Origin of the sequence: Saccharomonospora sp. NPDC046836, assembly GCF_040645195.1 — a bacterium.
GTDB lineage: Bacteria > Actinomycetota > Actinomycetes > Mycobacteriales > Pseudonocardiaceae > Prauserella_A.
Genome location: NZ_JBEYXW010000049.1, coordinates 1 through 22205, shown reverse-complemented (window position 1 = coordinate 22205; position 22205 = coordinate 1). Strand labels below are relative to the sequence as shown.

The 22205-nt window shown below is 69.2% G+C and carries 19 protein-coding genes; 9 read left to right on the top strand and 10 right to left on the bottom strand.

The window, feature by feature from the left end; all coding sequences use genetic code 11:
- Window positions 1-7 precede the first annotated feature (7 nt).
- The 5 genes from ABZ863_RS32170 to glp all read right to left on the bottom strand — a co-directional run bounded on the left by ABZ863_RS32170 (window position 8) and on the right by glp (window position 5863).
- Window positions 8-412, bottom strand: coding sequence for a VOC family protein (locus ABZ863_RS32170; RefSeq protein WP_358543280.1), 405 nt, complete (start codon window positions 410-412; stop codon window positions 8-10).
- A 102-nt stretch (window positions 413-514) separates the two neighbouring features.
- Window positions 515-2758: an AAA family ATPase gene (locus ABZ863_RS32165; protein WP_358543242.1), complete on the bottom strand. Its 2244-nt coding sequence runs from the start codon at window positions 2756-2758 to the stop codon at window positions 515-517.
- 42 nt (window positions 2759-2800) lie between these two features.
- Complete coding sequence (gene pssA, locus ABZ863_RS32160) at window positions 2801-3763, bottom strand: CDP-diacylglycerol--serine O-phosphatidyltransferase (RefSeq protein WP_358543277.1); 963 nt, start codon at window positions 3761-3763, stop codon at window positions 2801-2803.
- 7 nt (window positions 3764-3770) lie between these two features.
- A complete protein-coding gene (locus tag ABZ863_RS32155) occupies window positions 3771-4460 on the bottom strand; it encodes a phosphatidylserine decarboxylase (protein ID WP_358543240.1) in 690 nt (229 codons plus the stop codon).
- Window positions 4461-4657: 197 nt separating this feature from the next.
- Entirely contained in the window at window positions 4658-5863 is a 1206-nt protein-coding gene (gene glp / locus ABZ863_RS32150; protein WP_358543238.1) for a gephyrin-like molybdotransferase Glp, read from the bottom strand.
- A gap of 73 nt (window positions 5864-5936) precedes the next feature.
- Between glp and ABZ863_RS32145 the strand changes: the two genes are divergently transcribed.
- From ABZ863_RS32145 to ABZ863_RS32120, 6 genes are all read left to right on the top strand, one after another.
- Window positions 5937-6614, top strand: coding sequence for a TIGR00266 family protein (locus ABZ863_RS32145; protein WP_358543236.1), 678 nt, complete (start codon window positions 5937-5939; stop codon window positions 6612-6614).
- Window positions 6615-6620: 6 nt separating this feature from the next.
- Entirely contained in the window at window positions 6621-7208 is a 588-nt protein-coding gene (locus ABZ863_RS32140; RefSeq protein WP_358543233.1) for an AIM24 family protein, read from the top strand.
- A 124-nt stretch (window positions 7209-7332) separates the two neighbouring features.
- Window positions 7333-7539 (top strand): cold-shock protein, encoded by a 207-nt coding sequence (locus ABZ863_RS32135; protein WP_358543231.1) that lies wholly within the window; start codon window positions 7333-7335, stop codon window positions 7537-7539.
- Window positions 7540-7604: 65 nt separating this feature from the next.
- Entirely contained in the window at window positions 7605-9008 is a 1404-nt protein-coding gene (locus tag ABZ863_RS32130; protein ID WP_358543229.1) for a serine/threonine-protein kinase, read from the top strand.
- A gap of 203 nt (window positions 9009-9211) precedes the next feature.
- Complete coding sequence (groL, locus tag ABZ863_RS32125) at window positions 9212-10840, top strand: chaperonin GroEL (protein WP_358543227.1); 1629 nt, start codon at window positions 9212-9214, stop codon at window positions 10838-10840.
- 166 nt (window positions 10841-11006) lie between these two features.
- On the top strand, window positions 11007-12686 hold the full coding sequence (locus ABZ863_RS32120) for a M14 family metallopeptidase (RefSeq protein WP_358543225.1): 1680 nt from the start codon (window positions 11007-11009) through the stop codon (window positions 12684-12686).
- Between the two features lie 215 nt (window positions 12687-12901).
- On the opposite strand, the gene ABZ863_RS32115 is transcribed toward ABZ863_RS32120, so the two are convergent.
- Window positions 12902-13111 carry a PspC domain-containing protein gene (locus ABZ863_RS32115; RefSeq protein WP_358543223.1) on the bottom strand — a complete coding sequence of 70 codons (210 nt, stop codon included), beginning with the start codon at window positions 13109-13111 and terminating at the stop codon, window positions 12902-12904.
- 123 nt (window positions 13112-13234) lie between these two features.
- Between ABZ863_RS32115 and ABZ863_RS32110 the strand changes: the two genes are divergently transcribed.
- Window positions 13235-15613, top strand: coding sequence for a xanthine dehydrogenase family protein molybdopterin-binding subunit (locus tag ABZ863_RS32110; protein WP_358543221.1), 2379 nt, complete (start codon window positions 13235-13237; stop codon window positions 15611-15613).
- Between the two features lie 35 nt (window positions 15614-15648).
- Here the strand turns inward: ABZ863_RS32110 and ABZ863_RS32105 are convergent, their stop codons facing one another.
- The gene (locus tag ABZ863_RS32105) at window positions 15649-16605 is read right to left on the bottom strand and encodes an o-succinylbenzoate synthase (protein WP_358543218.1); all 957 of its coding nucleotides are present in this window, start codon (window positions 16603-16605) and stop codon (window positions 15649-15651) included.
- An 85-nt stretch (window positions 16606-16690) separates the two neighbouring features.
- On the opposite strand from ABZ863_RS32105, the gene ABZ863_RS32100 reads away from it, so the two are divergent.
- The gene (locus ABZ863_RS32100; protein WP_358543217.1) at window positions 16691-17269 is read left to right on the top strand and encodes a type 1 glutamine amidotransferase domain-containing protein; all 579 of its coding nucleotides are present in this window, start codon (window positions 16691-16693) and stop codon (window positions 17267-17269) included.
- Between the two features lie 15 nt (window positions 17270-17284).
- On the opposite strand, the gene ABZ863_RS32095 is transcribed toward ABZ863_RS32100, so the two are convergent.
- The 3 genes from ABZ863_RS32095 to ABZ863_RS32085 all read right to left on the bottom strand — a co-directional run bounded on the left by ABZ863_RS32095 (window position 17285) and on the right by ABZ863_RS32085 (window position 20899).
- The gene (locus ABZ863_RS32095; protein WP_358543214.1) at window positions 17285-18223 is read right to left on the bottom strand and encodes a DUF72 domain-containing protein; all 939 of its coding nucleotides are present in this window, start codon (window positions 18221-18223) and stop codon (window positions 17285-17287) included.
- Between the two features lie 57 nt (window positions 18224-18280).
- The gene (locus ABZ863_RS32090) at window positions 18281-19039 is read right to left on the bottom strand and encodes a DUF4253 domain-containing protein (protein WP_358543211.1); all 759 of its coding nucleotides are present in this window, start codon (window positions 19037-19039) and stop codon (window positions 18281-18283) included.
- Between the two features lie 213 nt (window positions 19040-19252).
- Window positions 19253-20899: a DNA repair helicase XPB gene (locus tag ABZ863_RS32085; protein WP_358543208.1), complete on the bottom strand. Its 1647-nt coding sequence runs from the start codon at window positions 20897-20899 to the stop codon at window positions 19253-19255.
- A gap of 209 nt (window positions 20900-21108) precedes the next feature.
- Here ABZ863_RS32085 and ABZ863_RS32080 point away from each other — a divergent pair.
- The coding region (locus ABZ863_RS32080; protein WP_358543205.1) for a nitrate- and nitrite sensing domain-containing protein at window positions 21109-22205 on the top strand (1097 nt) is incomplete at its 3' end.

The following is a 22205-nucleotide window of genomic DNA, read 5'->3' as shown; positions in this document are numbered from 1 at the left end:
ACCGAGATCAGGAAGAGACGGCGGGGCCGAGGAGGTCCCAGCGGTTGCCGGCGATGTCGCGGAAGACGACAAGCCGGCCGTAGGGCTCAGTTCGGGGCTCGGTGAGAAACTCGACGCCGGCGGCGCGCATGTGCTGGTAGCTGGCGTCGAAGTCATCGACGCGGAGGAAGAAGCCGACCCGACCGGCGTGCTGGTTGCCGATCGCAGCGATCTGGTGTTCGCCGTCGGCGCGGGCGAGGAGGATGCCGGTCTCTGCGTCCGGCGGGCGGACGACAACCCAGCGCTTGGGACGGCCGTCGTTCGTGCGGGCTGGCGAGTCCTCGGCCAGCTCGAATCCCAATGCCTGGGTGAAGAAGGCGATCGCGTCGTCGTAATCCTCGACGATGATCGCGGTGAGCTGCAGGAAGGCCATGAACGTGACGATGCCAGCAGCTGGGGTCTCGCGGGCGGCGGCAGGTGGCGTGTCGCCGCAGCGGTAGGCCCGCAAGCGGCTCCGCCGCTGAGGAAACTCGAGTTAGCGGCCTGCGGCGTAGGCCTCCAGCGCTGCGAGCTGTGCCGGATCGAGCGAGGGGCGGACGGTGCCGCGTGCCTTCGTCAGGTGCGCGGCGGTGACCTCGGCGGCCTCCAGCGACTCGCGCATCGCGGTGAGCGCGGCTTCGCGGATGAGCGCAGCGCAGTCGGCCGCCGAGTAGCCGTCCAATGCGGACGCGAGCTCGTCGAGATCCACATCGGACGCCAGTGGGGTGTTCCGCGCGCTCGCGCGCAGGATCGCCGCACGCGCCTCGGTGTCCGGTGGCGGCACGTAGATGAGCCGCTCGAGCCTACCGGGCCGCAGCAGGGCAGGGTCCACCAGTTCGGGCCGGTTGGTTGCGCCGAGCACCATGACGTCACGCAACGGTTCCACACCGTCCAGTTCGGTCAGCAGGGCTGCGACCACCCGGTCGGACACTCCGGAGTCGCCGGACTGCCCGCGGCGCGGTGCGAGCGCGTCCACCTCGTCGAGGAAGATCAGCGAGGGAGCGGCCTCGGCGGCGCGGTGGAACAGCTCCCGCACGGCCCGCTCGGACTCGCCGACCCACTTGTCCAGCAGTTCGGCGCCCTTGACCGCGAACACGTTGAGCGCGCCGGTGCCTGCCAGCGCCCGCACCAGGAAGGTCTTGCCGTTACCGGGCGGGCCGTAGAGCAGTACGCCGCGTGGTGGGGCGACGCCGAGGCGGGCGAAGGAGTCGGGATAACGCAGCGGCCACAGCACCGCCTCCGTCAGCGACTGCTTGACCTCCGTCATGTCGCCGACGTCGTCGAGGGTCAGCCCACCGGTGGCCAGAGTGTCCGAACTGGACATCGAGATCGGTCGCACCGACTCCAGCGCGTCCAGCAGGTCCTGCTCGGCTATGCGCGGGTCGGCACCGCCGTCGCGGTGCCGCAGTGCGGCGCGCAGCGCGGCGTCCCTGCGCAGCGCGAGCAGGTCGGCGGCCACGAAACCAGGCGTGCGCTCGGCGATGGCGCCGAAGTCGACATCGGGGTCGACGGGTGTGTCGCGCAGCAGGATCCGCAGCAGCTCGGTGCGCACCTGCGCGTCGGGCAGTCCGAGGGTGAGCTCCCGGTCGAGTAGTTCGACTCCCCGCAGCCTCGGGTCGACCGACTCCGGGTGCGCGCTGGTGGCCACGAGTGCGAAGCCTGGACGCGCGAGCGCGGCACGCAGGCGATCGAGCACCACCGTCGCGACCGGCGGCGGTTGTGTCGCAGGCAGCAGCGTGTCGACGTCGGTGAGTAACAGCACGCCCACGCCGTCACCCGAGGCCGTGGCGTCCATGGCCTGCGCCACGCGGGCGAGAGCGGCGTCGGGCTCCAGCACGGCCACGCTGGGCGCGGCCAGCCTGACCACCCTGACCTGCTCCGCATGGGCGACCGACCGGACGAGGGTCGCCTTGCCGACGCCCTCTGGCCCGGACAGCAGCACCCCGAGCCTGCCGGAGGTGCCGAGTTTGGTCAGCAGCTCCGGCCGGTGGAAAGCCAGGTCGAACCATTCGGCGAGCCGGCGTGCCGCGGCGCCGTGGCCGGCGAGGTCGGCGATCGGCGGGGGCGGCTGCTCGTCCTCGACCGTCTCGACGATCGGGCTTGGCGCCACCGCCTGGGTCGTAGCCCGCACGGGAGCGGGCGCCGCCGTGGGTGTTGCCTCCTCGGTGGTGCTACCGCGCCAGCTCACCACCGTGGACTGGCCCACCGCGACCGGTCCGGACGGGTCGGTCGCCGTGACCGTGAGCAGCTCGCTGGTCCAGGTCGCGCCGATCGCGCGGGACAGCTGGCCCCGAACTGCCGAAACGTCCGAACCGGGCGGTGGCGCGAGGTCCTGCGGCAGCAGCGACACCGCGTCGCCGACCGTGAACACCTTGCCGATCAGCGCTAGTCGCAGGGTGTTCGGGGTGAGCGACATGCTCGCCAGGCGCGAACCCGACACCGTCACCGTGCGCGCCACGGTGACCGAGCAGGGCGCCACGACGACCTCGGCGCCCTCGGTGACGCCAAGGTTGGCCATCGTGACGTCGTCGATGAGCATGGTCCCGGGCGGGTTCCCCGCTTCGGCAGGTGCGGCGAGGGCGGCGCTGACCCGGGAGCCGGTGAGCCGCACGGCGTCCCAGGCACGGAGGCCGAGCGCGTCGAGCACCTCCGGGTGCAGGCGGACGACGCCGCGCCTGGTGTCGAGTGCCGAGGGCGTGTGCCGGACGGTGAGCGTGAGCTGCGGCGGTGAGGACGTCACGAGCCCAACTGTATTGGCAACGCCCGCGGTCCCGCCTTCCGGTCAGTTGCCGCGGCGCAGGCCGATCCGCCGCCAGTTGCGGCGCCGCTGGCCGCGGCCGGCGCCATCCGGCGAGTAGATGCGCGGCAGGTGCGGCGAGGGTGGCGTGCGCGGGCGCATGACCGCCCGTCGTGCCGCGCCGGCGACCCGGCGGAACTGTGGCCTGCGCAGTCCGAGGCGGCGCTGGCTGCGTGCCCTGCGGATGGCGCGGCGCTCCCGTGGCGGCACGTCCCAGGCTTCCGGGTGCTTGGCGAGCCAGCGGTAACGGCGCATGGAGTAGGGAATGTGCACCAGGTACAGCAGCAGCGCGCAGATCAGCGCGATGAGCGGGTACTGGATGATCGCGGCGGCGAGCAGACCGACGCCGACGAGCATCGGCGCGACGGCCTTCGCGGGCGCCCGCAGCTTCTTCAGCGACAGGGTCGGGATACGGCTGATCAGCAACCCGGCCACGGCGACGGTCCAGACCCACACCACGAGCCCGGCGGACCACCAGCTCTGGCCGAACTGGAGTGTGAGGATGACCGGCAGCAGTGCGAGCAGACCACCCGCCGGCGCGGGCACCCCGACGAAGAACTCACTCGCGTAGGGCGGTTGCTCGGCGTCGTCGAGCAGCGTGTTGAACCGGGCCAGGCGCAGGACCATGCACACGGCGAAGATCAGCGTCGCAACCCACCCGATCTGGTCGGTGCCGGGTAGCCAGATGTAGAGCACGAGTGCCGGCGCGACACCGAAGGAGATGGCGTCGGAGAGCGAGTCGAGCTCGGCACCCATCTTGGACGTCGCGTCGAGCAGCCGTGCGATCCGCCCGTCGAGGCTGTCCAGCAGCGCCGCGACACCGATCGCACCGATCGCTAGCACGAAATCGCGGGCGATCGCGAACTGCACTGCCGACAGCCCGGCGCACAGTGCGAGCACGGTGATCGCGTTGGGTAGCAGTCGGACGCCGGGTGTTGCCATGTGAATAAACCTCTTAGGTGGGCAGTTCGGCGAGCGCGGTCTCGCCGCCGATCGTGCGCTGGCCCTTGCCGACCAGCACCCGGCTGCCGGGCGGCAGGTAGATGTCGACCCGGGAACCGAACCGGATGAGGCCATAGGTCGCACCCACGTCGACCTGATCGCCCTCACGAACCTGGCACACGATGCGCCGGGCGACAAGCCCCGCGATCTGGACGACGACGAGCTCGTGGCCGTCGTCGGTGCGCAACAGAAGGGAGTTGCGCTCGTTGTCGTCGCTGGCCTTGTCGAGGTCAGCGGAGAGGAACTTGCCTGGGCGATAGGCGACCCGCTCGACCTTGCCGGTGGCGGGCGCGCGCTGGACGTGCACGTCGAACACCGAAAGGAACACGCTCACCCGCGTCCGTGGCTCGTCCGGCAGGCCCAGCTCGGCGGGAGGGGTCGCCTCCTCGATGAGCGACACCAGGCCGTCGGCGGCCGCGACGACGAGCCCTTGCCGGGCAGGCGGTACACGGCGGGGCTCACGGAAGAAGGCAGCGGTCGCGATCGTCCCCAGACCGGCCAGCAGCCCGAGCCGCTTGGAGACCTTGCGCAGGACGAGAGTGGCTGCAACGCCGCCGAGAACGAAGGGCCGTCCGGCCGGGTGCATGGGCGGAAGCGTTTCGCGGGCGAGTCGCACGGCGTGGCCGAGCGAGTTGGAACTCATATGCCGAGTTTTCCCGTTTTGTCTGGAAGCATTGACATGCACAACGCTACGCCAAGGTTCTCGGCTGGACGGGCCGGGTGGCGTGCGCCCCCCGACGCCGTACGCCACCCGGCCACGGATGGCCGATCTTAAGACCATCCTCCCCGCGGAGATAACCCCACGTGCGGAAAACGTTACAAAGCGTTGTCGTGCCCTCGCTACAGGAGCAGTACGTCGACCTCGGAGCCCTCGGGAGCTTCGGTGACGTCTTCCGGCAGCACTATCAGGCAGTTGGCCTGGGTGAAGGCGGCGAGCAGGTGCGAGCCGGGGCCTCCCCGTGGCCCGACGAGTCCGGTGACCTGGCCTGCGCTGTGCGTGTAGTAGCCGCGGCGGAACTGACGCCTGCCCTTCGGTGACTCGAGCGTCTCGGTCAGCCGGGCACGTACGTGCTGACGGTCGACGCCGGTGTGCCCCAGTGAGGTGAGCACCGCAGGGCGCAGGAACGCCTCGAAGGACACCAGCACGCTCACCGGGTTGCCCGGCAGCGTCACGACCGGAACGCCGTTCCAGCGCCCGTAGCCCTGCGGGCCGCCTGGCTGCATGGCGATCTTCGCGAACCGCACGCCCGCGCCGGTCAGCGCGTCCTTGACCACCTCGTAGGCGCCGGCGCTGACCCCGCCGGAGGTCACGACGAGGTCGGCGTCGGCGAGCCGCGGTTCGATGGCGGCGCGGAACTGGTCGACGTCGTCGGCGACGCTGCGCACCGATTCCACCCTGCAGCCCAGCGCGCGCAGGCCCGCCACGAGCATGACGCTGTTGGACTCGTAGATCTGGCCGTGCCGCAGCTCCTGCGGCGGCAGGACGAGTTCGGTCCCGGTCGACACGACGAGTACCCGGGGTGGCACGTGCACGGCGAGCCGGTCCATCCCGACCGCCGAGGCGAGCCCGAGCTGTGCGGGGCCGAGTACCGTGCCCGCGCTCAGCGCGACCATGCCGACCCCGACGTCTTCGCCGGTGCGCCGGATGTGCGAGCCGGGGGCGGTGCTGGTGAAGATCCGGACCCGCTCGGCGCCAGCGTCGGTACGTTCAACCATCACGATGCTGTCAGCGCCCTGTGGTAACGGTGCGCCGGTCATGATCCGGTGCGCTGTGCCCGGCAGCAGCACCGGCACGTCGGTGCGGCCGGCGGGGATGTCCTCGCGCACCGGTAGCTCGACTGGGGAGTCTTCCGTCGCCTCGGCGACGTCGACGGAGCGCACCGCGTAGCCGTCCATGGCGGAGTTGTCGAACGGTGGCAGCGACACGCTCGCGTGCACGTCCTTGGCGAGCACGAGGCCTGCACAGTCGGCCAGCGGCAGTTCCGCGGCCGGACGCGTGCCCAGTAGCTCGGTCACGGTGGCGCGGTGTTCTTCGACGGAGATCACGCGGACCATCCTCCCTCCGTACGCCTCCCGTGCAAGACTCTCCCCGCCGAGGTGAGGTAACAGGGGAGGATCAATGCAGGTACAGCTCCGCCATCAGCCGTCGTTCGCCGTTGCCAGGCTCGTGCTGGGGCCCGGTGAGCCGGCGAACGTCGAGGCCGGCGCGATGGCGGCGACCAGCTATGGGGTCCACGTACAGGCACAGGCGCAGGGCGGCGTGATGAAAGGGCTGGGCCGTGCGTTCCTCGCGGGCGAGTCACTGTTCATCTCCACCTATACCGCGCCACAGAACGGCGGCTGGGTGGACGTCGCGGCGCACCTGCCCGGCGACATCCAGGTGATCAACCTCGATGGTCTCACCGGCTGGTGTGTTACGCGAGGCTCGTGGCTGGCGTCCTCCTACGGCGTGCAGACCCAGACCAAGTGGGGCGGGTTCAGCAAGCTGTTCGGCGGCGAGGGCGGGTTCCTCACCCACGCGAGCGGTCATGGACAGCTGATCGTCGCCTGCTACGGCGCGATGGACGTGGTGACGCTGCAGCCGGGCGAGACGATCACCATCGACTCCGGCCATGTCGTGGCCTACGCCGAGACGGTGCAGTCGCAACTGCGCAAGGTGTCGTCCGGACTGATCCAGACGCTCAAGAGCGGTGAGGGTTTCGTGTTCGACTTCGCGGGCCCCGGCCAGGTCCTGACGCAGACGCGCAACCCGTCGGCGCTCGCCGCCTGGGTGGTCGCGCGCGTGCCGTCCAGGTAGCCGCCGATGCAGGTGCAGACCCGGCACACGCCGGCGTTCGGAGTCGCCAGGATCGTGCTGGCGCAGGGCGAGGCCGTGCAGGCCGACGCCGACACGATGATCGCGAGCAGCTTCGGTGTCACCGAGTCGCGGCCCTCCCGCGGCGCGGCGCCCTCGGTGTTCACCGCGCCGACGGGCGGCGGCTGGCTCGACCTCGCCCCGAAGCACCCCGGCGACGTGTACCCGCTGGAGTTCGACGGCAGCGTGGGCTGGTCGGTCGCGGTCGGCGCGATGCTGGCGCGCCCGGCCACCCTCCGCCGCGACCACCCCTGGCCCGCCCTGCAGGCGTTGTTCGGCGGCGACATCGGTTTCCTCGAGCACTTCAGTGGTTCCGGGCAGCTGGTGCTCGCCTGCCGGGGTGCTGTGGACGCGTTGACGATCGAGGCAGGCGAGGTCGTCACCGTCCGGCCGGGGTATCTGGTGGCCTATCCGGACGGGATTCAGGTCCGGTTGCGCGCGCTGGATCCGTCGGGTCCGCAGTCGGTGCGTACCGGTGAAGGTCTTGCGGTGGACTTCGCGGGGCCGGGAACTGTTCTCGTCCAGGGTCGTAAGTAGCGCCGAGTTCCCACAGTTACCGCAAATTGACCATTGCCGAGCGCGGTAATTCCGGTAGCGTGATCGAGGCTTGGAGCGCGGCAGGCTGGGCTGTCGCGTTTTCGGTTTGTTACAGGGAGGACCCGTGGCGGTCGGCACGGTCAAATGGTTCAACGCGGAAAAGGGTTACGGATTCATCGAGTCCCCCGAGGGACCTGACGTGTTCGTACATTACTCGGCCATTCAGGCAGACGGTTTCCGAAGTCTCGACGAGGGTGACCGGGTGGAGTTCGAGATCACCGCGGGACGTGATGGTCGCAGCCAAGCGGCCGACGTTCGCAAGGTCTCGTAAACCGCGCGACCAGAACTACCGACACATCGCGCTACGCATAAGGCGTGGGCGTTAGGCTGCGCTCTGTGACAGGCGATGTGTCGGCGGACCTCACCGGTCGGCGGCTGGGTAACTACCGCATCGACGGTGTGCTCGGTCGTGGCGGCATGAGCGTGATGTACAAGGCCACCGACGTGCGTCTGGGGCGCAAGGTGGCGTTGAAGGTGATCGGGCAGCACCTGGGGGCCGATGCCGAATTCCGCGAGCGATTCGTTGATGAGGCTCGCAACACCTCGGCGATCGATCACGCGAACATCGTGCCGCTGTACGACTTCGGTGAGCTCGACGGGATGCTCTACATCGCCATGAGGCTGGTCGATGGTTCCGACCTGGCCAGCCTCATCGGTGGTTCTCCGATGCGGCCGGACCGGGCGATCGGCCTGCTCGAACAGGTCGCGGACGCGCTCGACACGCTGCACAACCGGGGGCTCGTCCATCTCGACGTCAAGCCTGCCAACGTGCTCGTGACCAGCCGGGAGTCGGCCCGCGAACACGTCTACGTCGCCGACTTCGGGCTCACCAGGCGTGGCGCGACGGGGCACCGCACCAGGGGCGGTGACTTCCTCGGCTCACCGACCTATGCGGCGCCCGAGCACCTGCGCGGTGAGCCACTCGACGGCAGGACCGACCAGTACGCGCTCGCCTGCATGCTCTACGCCTGCCTGGCCGGCCGCCCGCCGTTCCAGGGCGATGTCCAGACGGTGATCAAGGGCCACCTCAACGGCACGGCCCCGCCGCTGTCCCGCATCGTGCCCGCGCTGCCGTCCGCCATCGACGACGTCGTCGGCAAGGGCATGGCGAAGAGCCCGAACGACCGGTACGCCACCTGCGTCGAGTTGGTCACCGCTGCGCGCAAGGCACTGCAACCCGATCCCGCCCGGTCCGCGCCAATGGCGGGCAGGCATCCTGTCGCCGTCGCTCACAACGGAGAGGGGGGCCCGGTGCATCCCTACGGCCAGCAGCCAGGACCGCAACCAGGTCAATCAGGTCAGCCAGGTCAGCAGCCACCGGCCGGCTTCGGCCACCAGTCGCCGTATGGCCCACCGGGCGCTGTTCCACAGCAGTACGGCGCGCAGCCGCAGGGCATGGGTATGCCTCCGCAGGGCATGGGCATGCCCCGGTATGGACCACCGCCGGGGGGCGGCTTCCCGCCGGCGCCTGGGAACAAGGGCGGCGGCAAGGCCTGGATCGCCTGGGTTCTCGCGGCCGTCGTCGTGGTGGGCGCCGGCATCGCGGCCCTGCTCATCTTCACCGGCGGGGACGACGAGGGCGGCACCGAGCCCGCCGACCAGACCAGTACCACCACGGCTCCCGACATCCCGGTGGGTCCGGGCTCGGCGACCGGCGAACCCACCGGCAGCGCGGGCGAGACGAGCGGAAACAACGCGCCGCCGACGTCCATCCCGGTGGTTCCGGGCTCCGGTAGGTGACCTCACTGCTTGCACTCTCCCCCCGAGAGTGCTAAACACGAATTGGCACTCGGCACCGTCGAGTGCTAGGTGCCCGGTTCGACGAGCCGGCGCCTGAAGGTCGGGACGGTGAGGCCAGGCCCGGGGGAATCCGGACTGGTCGTCCGTCGCGGGCACCGAGCCTGGCCGAGGACGTGTTCCGATTACCGGAGGACCACACCGCAATGGCCAAACTGATTGCGTTCGACGAGGACGCCCGCCGCGGACTCGAACGCGGCCTGAACACCCTCGCCGAGGCCGTCAAGGTGACGCTTGGCCCCCGTGGCCGCAACGTCGTGCTCGAGAAGAAGTGGGGCGCGCCGACCATCACCAACGACGGTGTCTCCATCGCCAAGGAGATCGAGCTCGAGGACCCGTGGGAGAAGATCGGGGCCGAGCTCGTCAAGGAAGTTGCCAAGAAGACCGACGACGTCGCGGGTGACGGCACCACCACCGCGACCGTGCTCGCACAGGCCCTCGTCAAGGAAGGCCTGCGCAACGTCGCAGCCGGCGCCGACCCGATCGCTCTCAAGCGGGGCATCGAGCAGGCCGTCGAGGCCGTGACCGAGCAGCTGCACAAGGTCGCCAGGGAGGTCGAGACCAAGGAGCAGATCGCTGCTACCGCCTCGATCTCGGCTGCTGACCGCACCATCGGTGAGCTCATCGCCGAGGCGCTGGACAAGGTCGGCAAGGAAGGCGTCGTCACTGTCGAGGAGTCCAACACCTTCGGCCTCGAGCTCGAGCTCACCGAGGGTATGCGCTTCGACAAGGGCTACATCTCCGGCTACTTCGTGACCGACGCGGAGCGCCAGGAAGCCGTGCTGGAGGACCCGTACATCCTCCTGTTCGGTTCCAAGGTCTCCAACGTCAAGGACCTGCTCCCCGTGCTGGAGAAGGTCATGCAGTCCGGCAAGCCGCTGCTGATCATCGCCGAGGACGTCGAGGGCGAGGCGCTGGCCACCCTGGTCGTCAACAAGATCCGCGGCACCTTCAAGTCCGTCGCCGTCAAGGCTCCGGGCTTCGGTGACCGTCGTAAGGCGATGCTGCAGGACATGGCCATCCTCACCGGTGGTCAGGTCGTCAGCGAGGACGTCGGCCTGAAGCTGGAGAACGCCGACATCTCGCTGCTGGGCAAGGCTCGTAAGGTCGTCGTGACCAAGGACGAGACCACCATCGTCGAGGGTGCCGGTGACGCCGACCAGATCCAGGGTCGCGTCAACCAGATCCGTGCCGAGATCGACAACAGCGACTCCGACTACGACCGGGAGAAGCTGCAGGAGCGGCTGGCCAAGCTGGCCGGTGGTGTCGCGGTCATCAAGGCCGGTGCCGCCACCGAGGTCGAGCTCAAGGAGCGCAAGCACCGCATCGAGGACGCGGTGCGTAACGCCAAGGCCGCTGTCGAGGAGGGCATCGTCGCCGGTGGTGGCGTGGCTCTGCTGCAGGCCGCTCAGATCGCGTTCGAGGGTCTCAAGCTCTCGGGCGACGAGGCGACCGGCGCCAACATCGTCAAGGTGGCGGTCGAGGCTCCGCTCAAGCAGATCGCTGTGAACAGTGGTCTGGAGGGCGGCGTCGTCGTGGAGAAGGTCAAGACCCTCCCGGCGGGCCACGGCCTCAACGCCGCCACGGGCGTGTACGAGGACCTGCTCGCGGCCGGCGTGCCGGACCCGACGAAGGTCACCCGCTCCGCGCTGCAGAACGCCGCCTCCATCGCGGCGCTGTTCCTGACCACCGAAGCCGTGGTCGCGGACAAGCCGGAGAAGGAGAAGGCCCCGGCCGGCGACCCGACCGGTGGCATGGGCGGCATGGACTTCTGATTCGGTCCAACCAGCCAGTGGAAGGCCCGGTCCCGTAAGGGGCCGGGCCTTTCGCATGCCTGCGCCCTTCGGTGGCATTGGTCCGATATCCCTCCGAAAGGATCTTTTGCGCAACTAACGACGCTGGTTGAGTTGCGAGCCTGCAACCCCGCACAGAGAGGTTGATATGGCTACACGATCCCTTGCGAGACGGGCCGGTCTGGCCCTGTCGGTCACGGCAGCCATGGTGACGACACTTCTGGGCACAACCGGTGCATCGGCACAGCCGGTGGACGGCGACGCTGTCGCCTTGCTACGCGTACCGACCCCCACCAGGGCCGAGGTGGACCGGCTCGTCGCGACCGGTGCCGACGTCGCCCCCGTCCGCGGCGACGGCTATGTCGAGGTCTACGCCCATGGAGCGGCGGACAGGCAAGCGCTCGAGCAGGCGGGCTTCGGCTACGACGTCGTGGTCGCGGATCTGGCCGAGCACACCCGCGAGGTCCTCGCCGAGGATGAGGCCCAGGCGCGGACTCTCGCCGCGTCCGCACTGCCGAGTGGCCGCAACACCTACCGCACGTACGCGGACTACGGCACCGACATGGCGAAGCTGGCGGCGGACCGCCCTGACCTCGTCGAGCCGTTCACGCTGCCGCACAAGTCCTTGCTGGGCAAGGAGATCGAGGGCATCGAGATCGCGCACAACGTGGCCGCCGACGACGGCAGGCCCGTGTTCCTGCTCGTGGCAGCGCACCACGCTCGGGAGTGGCCGACCGCCGAGGTGACCATGGAGTTCGCCATGGACCTCGTGCGCAACTACGGCGAGGACCCGCGTATCACCGATCTGCTGAAGCGGGCCCGGATCGTGGTTGTGCCACTGGTCAACGCGGACGGCTTCGACATCTCGCGCAGCTATCTCTACGAGTACAAACGCAAGAACTGCCGGCTCGACGACGCGTCCGCCGACGTGACTCCCGGGCAGTGCGCCGATGCCGCCAACCATTCGCTCGGTGTGGACCTCAACCGCAACTACGGCGTGAACTGGGGCGGCAGCGGCGCCAGCGCGAACCCGGCCAGTGGTACCTACCGCGGTGGCGCGCCGTTCTCGGAGCCGGAGGTGCGCAACATCCGTGACCTGGCCTCATCGCGCCAGGTGACGTCGCTGCAGAGCGTGCACAACTACGGTGCGCTGGTGCTGCGCCCGCCGCAGCAGGCGGCGACGCCGCTGACCGCGGACGAGATCGTGTACGAGCAGATCGGTGCCCAGCTGGCCGATGCCACCGGGTACCGCAACATCCCCTCGTACCAGCTGTACGACACCAGCGGCAGCACCGGGGAGTGGAGCTACTTCACCACCGGCGGGTTCGGTTTCGAGTTCGAACTCGACGGCGGTAACTTCCACGTCGCCTACCAGGAGGGCGTGATCGACCAGTACTTCGGAACCGGTTCGGCGACCAACGCCAACGGTGGCGTGCGTGAGGCCCTGCTGCGGCAGTTCGAGGCGGCGGCGAACTCCGCCTACCACTCGCGGCTCACCGTGTCGGCACCGAAGGGCGCGCGGCTGACCGTGGAGAAGGAGTTCACCCAGGCCACCGCGCCGGTGCCGCAACCGGGCGGGGGAACGGCTCCGATCCCGTTCACCAGCGAGCTCTCCTCCGAGCTGGTCTCGCCGGGTGGAACGTTCACCTGGAGTGTCAACCCGTCGATCCGGCCTGCGCGTGACGGCAGCACCATCACCGAGAGCTGGACGGTCAGGTGTGAGCGGAAGCAGGGCAAGGCCTGGCAGGAGGTCGAGGTGACGATCGCCAGGGGCGAGACCAAGCCGGTCGACCTGTCCCGCTGCGCGGGCGGCAACCGCCCGAGCTAGCAACGCGAGTCTCCCGCTGGGGTGGGCGAGTCTCCCGTTCCGGCTCGCGAGTCCCCCGCTCGGACCCGCGAGTTGCCCGCTCGGGTGCGCGAGTTGCCCGCTCCAGGTCGCGAGTCCCGCGTTCAGGTGGGCGAGTCTCCCGTTCCGGCTCGCGAGTCCCGCGTTCCGGTTCGCGTGTTGGTCCCCGAGGGCACCCGGTGCCCTCGGGGACCCTCCTACCCCTCGGTCTCTTCTGGCATGAGGATCCAGCAGGCGGCGTAGAGCAGTACCGGGGTGCCGAGTCCGAAGATCGTCGTCGCCACGAACGCGATGCGCAGGATCGCGGCGTCGACGCCCAGCATGCGTGCCCAGCCACCACACACACCGGCGAGCATCCGGTCGCTCCGGCTGCGGCGGAGCTTCTTGACGGTCGTGTTGTTGGTCATGACTCCATACTGGTTCCGGCACGGCCCATCCGGCATCGGGGAACGGCCCGGAGACATCCCGGAGATACGCACCCTGAGTTACTCCACCTGTGCATGATCTCTTCTCGTGGTTAGGGTCGGAACATGCCCGGATCATTGCTCGGAACCGAAGTGCGGCGCGTTGAGGATCCCGAACTCCTCCGGGGGCAGGGCTCCTACGTTGACAACCTCACCATCGAAGACACCCTCCATCTCGCGTTCGTGCGCTCACCGTTCGCGCACGCCGAGATCACCGGCATCGACCTCAGCGAGGCGGTGAAGGCGGACGGCGTCGTCGCTGTCTACACCGCGGCCGACCTGGACCTGCCGCCCGTGCAGCAGTTCATGGAGGTCAACCCGCAGTGTGAGCGCCCACCGCTGGCCATCGGCCGCGTGCGCTTCGTCGGCGACCCGGTCGCCGTCGTGGTCGCCGAAACGGCCGCCGCGGCCGCCGACGCGGTGGAGCTCGTCGACGTGGACTACGAGCCACTACCCGCCGTGGTGGATATGGAGGAAGCCGTCGAGCCGGACGCGCCACTGCAGTTCCCTGACCTCGGTTCCAACATCGCGGCTGGTGAACGGGATGCGGTCGGCTCGGAGATCCTCGCCGACGCCGACGTGGTCGTGCGGGCACGAATCGAGAACCAGCGGGTCGCGGTCGTGCCCCTCGAGGGCAACGCGATCGCCGTGGTGCCCGGTGGTCAGGATGCCGACCATGACCTGACCGTCTACGTGTCGACGCAAGCACCACACGCACTGCGGGCCGGTGCGGCGAAGGCCTTCGATCTGCCCCGCGAGCGGGTGCGCGTCATCGCACCACACGTCGGGGGCGCCTTCGGCGGCAAGTTCGGCCTCGCGGCGGAGCACGAGGTCGCGATCGGCGTTGCCCGCGCGCTGTCGCGGCCGGTGAAATGGGTCGAGTCGCGTTCGGAGAACCTGCAGGCCATGCCGCACAGCAGGGCGCAGGTGCAGTACGCGGAGCTGGGCCTGAAGTCCGACGGAACGATCACCGGGCTGCACTGCCGAGTGATCGGCGACTGCGGTGCCTATGCCGGGTTCGGTGGGGGCTTCGCACTCGGGCCGACGCGCGTCATGGCTCAGGGGGTGTACCGCATCCCCAAGATCAGCTTCGCCGGGATCGCGGCGCTCACGAACACCACGCCGACCGGCGCCTTCCGCGGCGCCGGTCGGCCAGAGGCCGCAGCGATGCTGGAACGGATGATGGATCTGGCCGCCGCCGAGCTCGATCTGGACCCGGTGGAGCTGCGGCGCCGCAATTTCCTGCGGCCGGAGGAGTTCCCTTACACGACCGTGGTCGGTGCCGGCTATGACTCCGGCGACTACGACCTGCCGCTGCGCGAGGCTCTGCGGCTGGCCGGATACGAGGACCTGCGCGCGGAACAGGCCCGGCGCATCGAGGCGGGTGAGCACGTGCTGCTCGGCATCGGTGTGAGTACCTATGTCGAGATCACCGGCGGTGGAGGCGGCGGCGAGTACGCCTCGGTCGAGATGAGCCCGGAGGGACGCGCGACGATCAAGGTCGGCACGTCCGGCCACGGTCAGGGCCACCCGACGTCGTTCTCGATGCTGGTCGCCGACGCCCTGGGCATACCGCTCGAATCGGTGGACTTCGTGCAGTCGGACACCGCGCAGATCCCGCGTGGTGGCGGCACAGGCGGCTCCCGGTCGCTCCAGGTGGGCGGCAGCGCTGTGCGGCAGGCCAGCGAGCTGCTGGTACGCCGGGCCAAGGAAATCGCTGCGTCCCGGCTGGAGGCGGCCGCGGAGGATATCGAGCTGACCGCGGACGGGCAGTTGGGCGTCGTCGGCGTGCCCGGTGCGAGCCTCAGCTGGGCCCAGCTCGCCAAGGCCGCTGCCGAAGACGGCAGCACACTCGACGCGAACACCGACTTCACGCCCGGCGGTCCCACGTTCCCGTTCGGCGCGCATGTGTCCGTGGTGGAGGTCGACATCGAGACCGGGCACGTCCGGCCGGTCCGGCACATTGCCGTCGATGACTGCGGTCGCGTGCTCAACCCGCTGATCGTGCGCGGCCAGCAACACGGCGGCGCGGCGCAGGGCATCTCGCAGGCGCTGTGGGAACAGGTCAGCTACGACGAGGATGGCAACCCGGTCACCGGCACGCTCGCCGACTATCTGGTGCCCAGCGCAGTCGAGATCCCCCTGTTGGAAGTTGCCAACACCGAGACAGAGACGCCGCGAAACCCGTTGGGCGCCAAGGGCATTGGTGAGTCCGCAACGATCGGCTCCACGCCGGCCGTGCAGAACGCCGCTGTCGATGCTCTCAAGCACCTCGGAGTGCGTCACCTCGACATGCCGCTGACGCCGCAGCGTGTGTGGCGGGCCGTCGAGCAGGCGCGGGCGGGCAGTCTCCCTGCCCCATGGCGCGAGCCACCTGCCGCGTTCGCCACCTTGCCGCTGCGTCCGCAAGGTCCGAACCCGCACGCCGAAGAGGCTGCGGTCTAAGGGGTTTGTGAGCGGCTAATGTCCCCGACGGGCACTCAGCTTTGCCGGCTCGCCAGCGCAACGACTCTGGCGAGCCGGTCCAGCCACCAGGTCCGGACGTCGTCACCGGCCGGTACGGTCTCTGCGAGGTCCGGCTCCGGCGCGCGGGCGGGCACCGGCAGATAGCCGTCCACAGGAGACAGTGATTGGGTCGTGACATCGGCTGTCAGCAGGGACATCGTGCCCAGGCCGCAGGCGAAGTCGAGTGCGGGCAGGGCGCCGGCGAGTGCCAGCTCAGCGGCGAGGCCGACGCTGCTCTCGACCGCAGACGACACCACGCACGGTAGTCCGCATGCTTCGGCCACGTCGAGTGCTCGCCGCACACCTCCCAGCGGTGCGACTTTGAGCACCGCGACATCGGCGGCCCCGGCGACCGCGACCCGCAGCGGATCCTCGGCTCGCCGGATGGACTCGTCGGCGGCGACCCGGACGTCCACCTTCCTGCGCACGAGCGCCAGCTCTTCCACTGTCAGGCACGGCTGCTCCACGTACTCCAGCCCGCCCGCGGCGCGATCCAGCTCCCGGATCGCCGTTACCGCGGTGCTGGTATCCCACGCACCGTTGGCGTCCACCCGGAGAGCGCCGTGCGGACCGAGCGCGTCACGCACGGCCGCCACCCGGTCGCAGTCGTCCACAAGGGACGATCGAGGATCGGCGACCTTGACCTTCGCTGTACGACAGCTCGACGCTGCGACCAGTTCGTATGCGCGTTCCGCCGGTACGACCGGCACGGTCGCGTTGACCTCCACCCGCTCGCGTACCGGCGATGGCCAGCCGTGCTCGCTCGCCTCGACCGCCGCTGCCAGCCAGGGGAGGCACTCGGCATCGGTGTAGTCCCGGAACGGGCAGAACTCTCCCCAGCCCGCTGGTCCGCGCAGGAGTACTCCTTCACGGACCGTGATACCGCGAAAACGCGTACGTAGCGGGATGGCGTAGACGTGTTCAGGACTCACGTCTCCATTCTCGCGCTAGGTCAACGGGTTTCAACGCCGCCGTGCCCCGGGTAGCCGGATTGTGAACCACAGCGTGAGAGGAGTGATGAACGTGGCTGACACGCTCACCGGTCGCAGGGTTGCCTTCGTGGCGGCGCCGGAAGGCACGGAACAGGTAGAGCTGACAGAGCCGTGGAAGGCGGTACAGGCGGCAGGGGGCAAGCCTGAGCTGATCTCCACCCGAGCTGGTCGCATCCAGGCGTTCAACCACCTGGACAAGGCCGACACCTTCCCCGTGGACAAGGTCGTCACCGAAGCGTCGGTGGATGACTACGACGGCCTGGTGTTGCCGGGCGGCGTGGCCAACCCCGATCAGCTCCGCACCAACCCCAACGTCGTCCGCTTCGTCGGCGACTTCTTCGCCAAGCGCAAGCCGGTGGCCGTGATCTGTCATGGCTCGTGGACGTTGATCGAGGCGGACGTAGTGCGGGGCCGGCGGATCACTTCGTGGCCCAGCCTGCAGACCGACCTGCGCAATGCCGGCGCCGAGTGGGTCGACCGGGAGGTCGTCGTCGACCAGGGGCTGGTGTCCAGCCGCAAGCCAGCCGACTTGCCGGCGTTCTGCGGCAAGCTGGTCGAGGAGATCTCCGAGGGCGTCCACGCCGGGCGGGCGAGGAGCGCCTGAGCCGACACGGCAGGCTCAGCTGGCTTCCCGTGGCCCAGCGTCCGGAGGTACGCGGTGGAGGCCGAGCTTCTCGGCCAGCGCAATCGCGTCGCCCGGTGCCTTCACCTTCATGTCGTTGTCGAAGTAGACGAAAACCTCCCGTTCACGTTTCCTTGCGGGCGCGGCGACCAGGTGCTCGGGCGCCGGGCTGAGCCCGTTCCGCCACACCCGCACTTTGGCGGCCCATGCTGTCAGGGCCTCGTCGGTGTAGCCGCTGGCATAGAGTTCCTCGGCGCCGTGGAGCCGGACGTAGACGAAATCGGACGTCACATCTTCCAGGTACGGCCAGATGCCTGCCGTATCGGCGACCACGAGCGCCAGGTCGTGTTCCCGAAGTAGCCGCACGGCGTCGGCGGTCGCAAAGCTGGGATGCCGGACTTCGAGCGCGTGCCGAAGCGGCCGATCCTGCTCCACGTGGAGGTAGGGCTCGAACCGCAGCTTGTCGTCATGTCGCCGCGCCAGCTCCGCCGCCGCACCGGTGCTGCGGGGCAAGAGCCGGGAGAACGCTGCGAGCCGAGTTGGATCGAACGGCATCCGGGGCGGTAGCTGCCATAGCACGGGGCCGAGCTTCTGGTCGAGTGCCAGCACGCCCGAGGCGAAGAAGTTCGCCAGCGGGGCGTCCACGTCGCGCAGCTGCTTCATGTGCGTGATGAAGCGACCACCCTTGACCGAGAACACGAAGTCCTCGGGCGTCTGGGTGTACCAGCCCAGGTAGCGTTCGGGCCGCTGCAGGGAGTAGAACGAGCCGTTGATCTCCACCGAATCGACACACCTGGACAGGTATTCGAGCTCCCGGCGGTGGGCGAGGCCCTTCGGGTAGAAGGTGCCGCGCCACGCGGGATAGAGCCAGCCCGACGTGCCGACGTGGATACCTGAGCCCTTGTTCGGAATCCTTCCCTCCTGTGACCGCGTCACTGTCCAGGCTGGCACGGCGGGCCATCGACCGCTTGCTTCGCCGGAAACCGAGGCGATTCAGTCCCACAGGAACGACCACAGCCGTTTTCCCATCAACTCGGTCGCGAACTCGCGGAGCGTGCCCCGGTGCCAGCTGAAGTCGGCCAGGCAGAATGCGCGGTGCTCGGCCGCCACCACGAGAGCGCGAGCCTTCGTCTTCGGCGGGGCAGCCACGGACAGTTGCAGCTCGTCGAAGCCGAGGGAGATCAGCACCGCGCCGAACCGGTCCTCCCAGCTGCGCAGTACCGCCGACACGGCGGCCACCTGGTCCGTCTGGTTCAGCGTCCCCCGCCAGCCGAGCACGGCCGGGATGTCGGCGGGGCGCGGTGTCTCGACGATCCCCAGCCGGCTGTCCCCACGTGCGGCAAGGATCGAGCCGGTGTTGCCTGCCTCGGCGAACGGATCCGCACGCCGGGGCGCACGGCGCGCCACTCCCGGGAACGTCGCGTCGTACGGCTGCAGGCAGGTGCCCTCACAGCAGGGTGGCTCCCACCAGTCGGCCAGCGTCGCCGCAACGTCGACGGTGTCGACCTCGTGACCGGCCGGTGGCAGCCAGCCGCGGTCATCGATCCAGTCCTCGCCGCTCATCTCGAACCGCGGATCGCTCGGGATGAGCACCGGCCATCGGCCGGTGCGCGGATAGGCCGCCACACAGGCCAGATAGAGGCTGGCATCGCTGATCGGTTCGCTCGAAACCCACAGGTTGTTGTGCATCCGACCCGGTGGCAATGTGAGGTCGGCGATCGGCTGCTGGCTGCGGAACTGGACGACGGTCATGGTCAAACCCCTCCTGCGCAGGTGTTCTACTGCTGACTCGAACACTAGTTCGATGATCTGACAGTTTGGGGCGTCAGGCGGGGCGATCGCTCGAGGATCACTCCAGTGGGTGACAGTGCGGTGCTTACTTTTGAAGGCTGCGGGTGCGTAACCGGCTGCTGGGCGCCCGGAACCACGCCAGGCAGGTGCTGGCGGTACTCGGGGGCCAGCGCGTCACAAGGGGCGGAGCAGGTCGTCGGCGTCGATGATCCTGTACGCGTAGCCCTGCTCGGCGAGGAAACGTTGCCGGTGTGCGGCGTACTCGGTGTCCAGCGTGTCGCGCGAGACCACGGAGTAGAAGTGCGCCTGGCGGCCGTCCTCCTTCGGCCGCAGCAACCTGCCGAGCCGCTGGGCCTCCTCCTGCCGGGAGCCGAAAGTGCCCGACACCTGGATCGCCACCGAGGCTTCCGGCAGATCGATCGAGAAGTTCGCGACCTTCGACACGACGAGCCGGGCGATCTCGCCGCGGCGGAACGCGTCGAACAAAGCCTCGCGCTCCTTGTTCTTCGTCGACCCCTGGATCACCGGGGCGTCCAGCTCGGCGCCGAGCTCCTCCAGCTGATCCAAGTAGGCACCGATGACCAGGGTCGGCTCGCCGGCATGCTTGTCCACGATGGACTTGATGACGGCGTTCTTCGTCTGCGCCGTGGAGGCGAGCCGGTAGCGTTCGTCGCTTTCCGCGGTCGCGTACGACAGCCGCTCGGAGTCGGTGAGGGTGACGCGGACCTCGATGCACTCGGCCGGTGCGATCCAGCCCTGCGCCTCGATGTCCCGCCAGGGCACGTCGTAGCGCTTCGGGCCGATCAGCGAGAAGACGTCGCCTTCGCGGCCGTCCTCGCGCACGAGCGTGGCGGTCAACCCGAGCCGGCGGCGGGACTGCAGATCCGCTGTCATCCGGAACACCGGCGCGGGCAGTAGGTGCACCTCGTCGTAGACGACCAGTCCCCAGTCGCGTGAGTCGAAAAGCTCCAGGTGACGGTACTCGCCCTTGCTCCTGCGTGTGATGACCTGGTACGTCGCGATGGTGACGGGGCGAATCTCCTTCTTCTCGCCGGAGTACTCGCCGATCTCGTCCTCGGTCAGAGACGTGCGGGCTACGAGCTCGCGCTTCCACTGCCTGCCTGCGACCGTGTTCGTCACCAAGATCAACGTGGTCGCCTCGGCCCGTGCCATGGCCGCTGCGCCGACCAGCGTCTTGCCAGCGCCGCACGGCAGCACCACCACCCCCGAGCCGCCTGCCCAGAAGGCGTTCGCCGCCTCACGCTGGTAGTGCCGGAGCGCCCAGCCGTCCTCGCGCAGTGCGATCGGGTGCGATTCGCCGTCGACGTAGCCCGCGACGTCCTCGGCCGGCCAGCCGACCTTCAGCAGCAGCTGCTTGAGCCTGCCGCGCTCGGACGGGTGCACGACGACCGTGTCATCGTCAATCCGCGCACCGAGCATCGGGCTGATCTTCTTGTTCCGCAGAATCTCCTCGAGCACCGCGCGGTCGGTGCTCGCCATGACGAGCCCGTGCGCCGGGTGGTTCTGGATCTGCAGCCTGCCGAAGCGGCCCATCGTGTCGATGACGTCGATCAGCAGCGGTTGGGGCACCGGGAACCGCGAGTAGCTCGTGAGCGCGTCCACCACCTGCTCGGCGTCGTGCCCTGCCGCCCGCGCGTTCCACAGGGCCAGCGGCGTCACGCGGTAGGTGTGGACGTGTTCGGGCGCACGTTCCAGCTCGGCGAACGGTGCGATCGCAATGCGGGCGTCGTCCGCGCGCTCGTGGTCCACCTCGAGCAGCACCGTTTTGTCCGACTGGACGATCAAGGGGCCATCACTCACGTCCTCCTTTATACGTTCCTCCGCCGCGAGCTCCGGCTCGGGCACGAGCGATCGAGAGAGATTGGTCTTACTTCTGGAGCTCGGGGCGCCCGACCCAATACCATCGCCGGGCAACCCCTGCTGGACCTGAGGCGCTCCTCCCCACGATGGCGGGTGCCGCTACTCTCCAGTGGCTTTGACAGCTCAACAGCGTTGACAAAGGAAGCCAGGTGACCCGTCGCAGCGAGCGTCCCCGCCGGGATGACGCGACGGACCCCGGGCGTGCCGGTGGACGCTGGCGGCTGCGCAACTGGCGGCTTCGCACCAAGCTCCTCGCGGTCCTGCTCATCCCGGTACTGGCCGTCGTCGTTCTGGTGGGCCTGCGCATTGCCGCGGATCTCGGGAGCGCGGACGACTTCGCCGAGGGCGCCGAAGGTGTGCGTGTCGACGCCACTGTCGCGGTGGTCATCCACGAGCTGCAGCGCGAACGCGACCTGACGGTGCGCTACGTCGCCGGCGGCAGGCAGGCCGGAATCGATGAGCTGCGGACCCAACGCGAGCGAGTCGACAGCGCACTGGGCGAGTTCGACCGGACGCTGACCGCCGCAAGCTCGAACCTGTCCTCGCAGGCGGTCGCCGGGTTCCGGGACCTGGCCGGGCGGTTCGAGGTGCTGACCGACCTGCGGTACGCAGGCGAGAACTCCTCGGTCGGAGCCGATGCGGTGCTGCGCTCCTACGGCGATCTCGTCTCGGGCATTCTCGACATCGGTGACCAGGCGGCGACCAGCGTCAGCGACGGGGATCTCGCGCGTGGCCGGCTCACGGCCAACGCGCTCGCGCGGGTCAAGGACCAGCTGTCGGTCCGCAGGGCGCTGGTCGCCGAGGCACTCGCGACGGGCCAGTTGCCGGCCGACCGCGCTCGCGCGCTGGTGGCCGCCGAGGCCGAGCTCGCGGCCGCGCGCAAGGACTTCGCGAAGTTCGCCACCGCCGAGCAGCGGCGGATGTACGACGAGACGGTGATCGGCGCCCCTGTTGACGTCGGTAACGGCATGGTCGAATCGGTGCTCGCTCGCGCCGAGGCCGCAGAGCCGTTCACTGGGCTCGACCACCAGCAGTGGGAGACCTCGGCGACGTCCACCGTGAACCTGGTCAAGCAGGTGCAGGACGCGGTGCTGCTGCAGATCCAGCAGCGTTCGGACGACCTCGCTGTCGAGGCGCGGCAGTCCGCGCTCACCGACGGCGGCGTCATGCTCGGTGTCCTGCTGGTGGCCGCAGTACTCACGATGCTGATCGCGCGGTCGCTGCTGCGCCCGCTGCGGCTACTGCG

What these genes read in the sequence shown, in the direction of transcription:
- ABZ863_RS32120 (WP_358543225.1), top strand. Translation starts at nt 11,007, where the DNA reads ATGGCTACACGATCCCTTGCGAGACGGGCCGGTCTGGCCCTGTCGGTC.
- ABZ863_RS32090 (WP_358543211.1), bottom strand. Translation starts at nt 19,039, where the DNA reads ATGACCGTCGTCCAGTTCCGCAGCCAGCAGCCGATCGCCGACCTCACA.
- ABZ863_RS32145 (WP_358543236.1), top strand. Translation starts at nt 5,937, where the DNA reads ATGCAGGTACAGCTCCGCCATCAGCCGTCGTTCGCCGTTGCCAGGCTC.
- groL (WP_358543227.1), top strand. Translation starts at nt 9,212, where the DNA reads ATGGCCAAACTGATTGCGTTCGACGAGGACGCCCGCCGCGGACTCGAA.
- ABZ863_RS32110 (WP_358543221.1), top strand. Translation starts at nt 13,235, where the DNA reads ATGCCCGGATCATTGCTCGGAACCGAAGTGCGGCGCGTTGAGGATCCC.
- ABZ863_RS32140 (WP_358543233.1), top strand. Translation starts at nt 6,621, where the DNA reads ATGCAGGTGCAGACCCGGCACACGCCGGCGTTCGGAGTCGCCAGGATC.
- ABZ863_RS32100 (WP_358543217.1), top strand. Translation starts at nt 16,691, where the DNA reads ATGAACGTGGCTGACACGCTCACCGGTCGCAGGGTTGCCTTCGTGGCG.
- ABZ863_RS32155 (WP_358543240.1), bottom strand. Translation starts at nt 4,460, where the DNA reads ATGAGTTCCAACTCGCTCGGCCACGCCGTGCGACTCGCCCGCGAAACG.
- ABZ863_RS32170 (WP_358543280.1), bottom strand. Translation starts at nt 412, where the DNA reads ATGGCCTTCCTGCAGCTCACCGCGATCATCGTCGAGGATTACGACGAC.
- ABZ863_RS32115 (WP_358543223.1), bottom strand. Translation starts at nt 13,111, where the DNA reads ATGACCAACAACACGACCGTCAAGAAGCTCCGCCGCAGCCGGAGCGAC.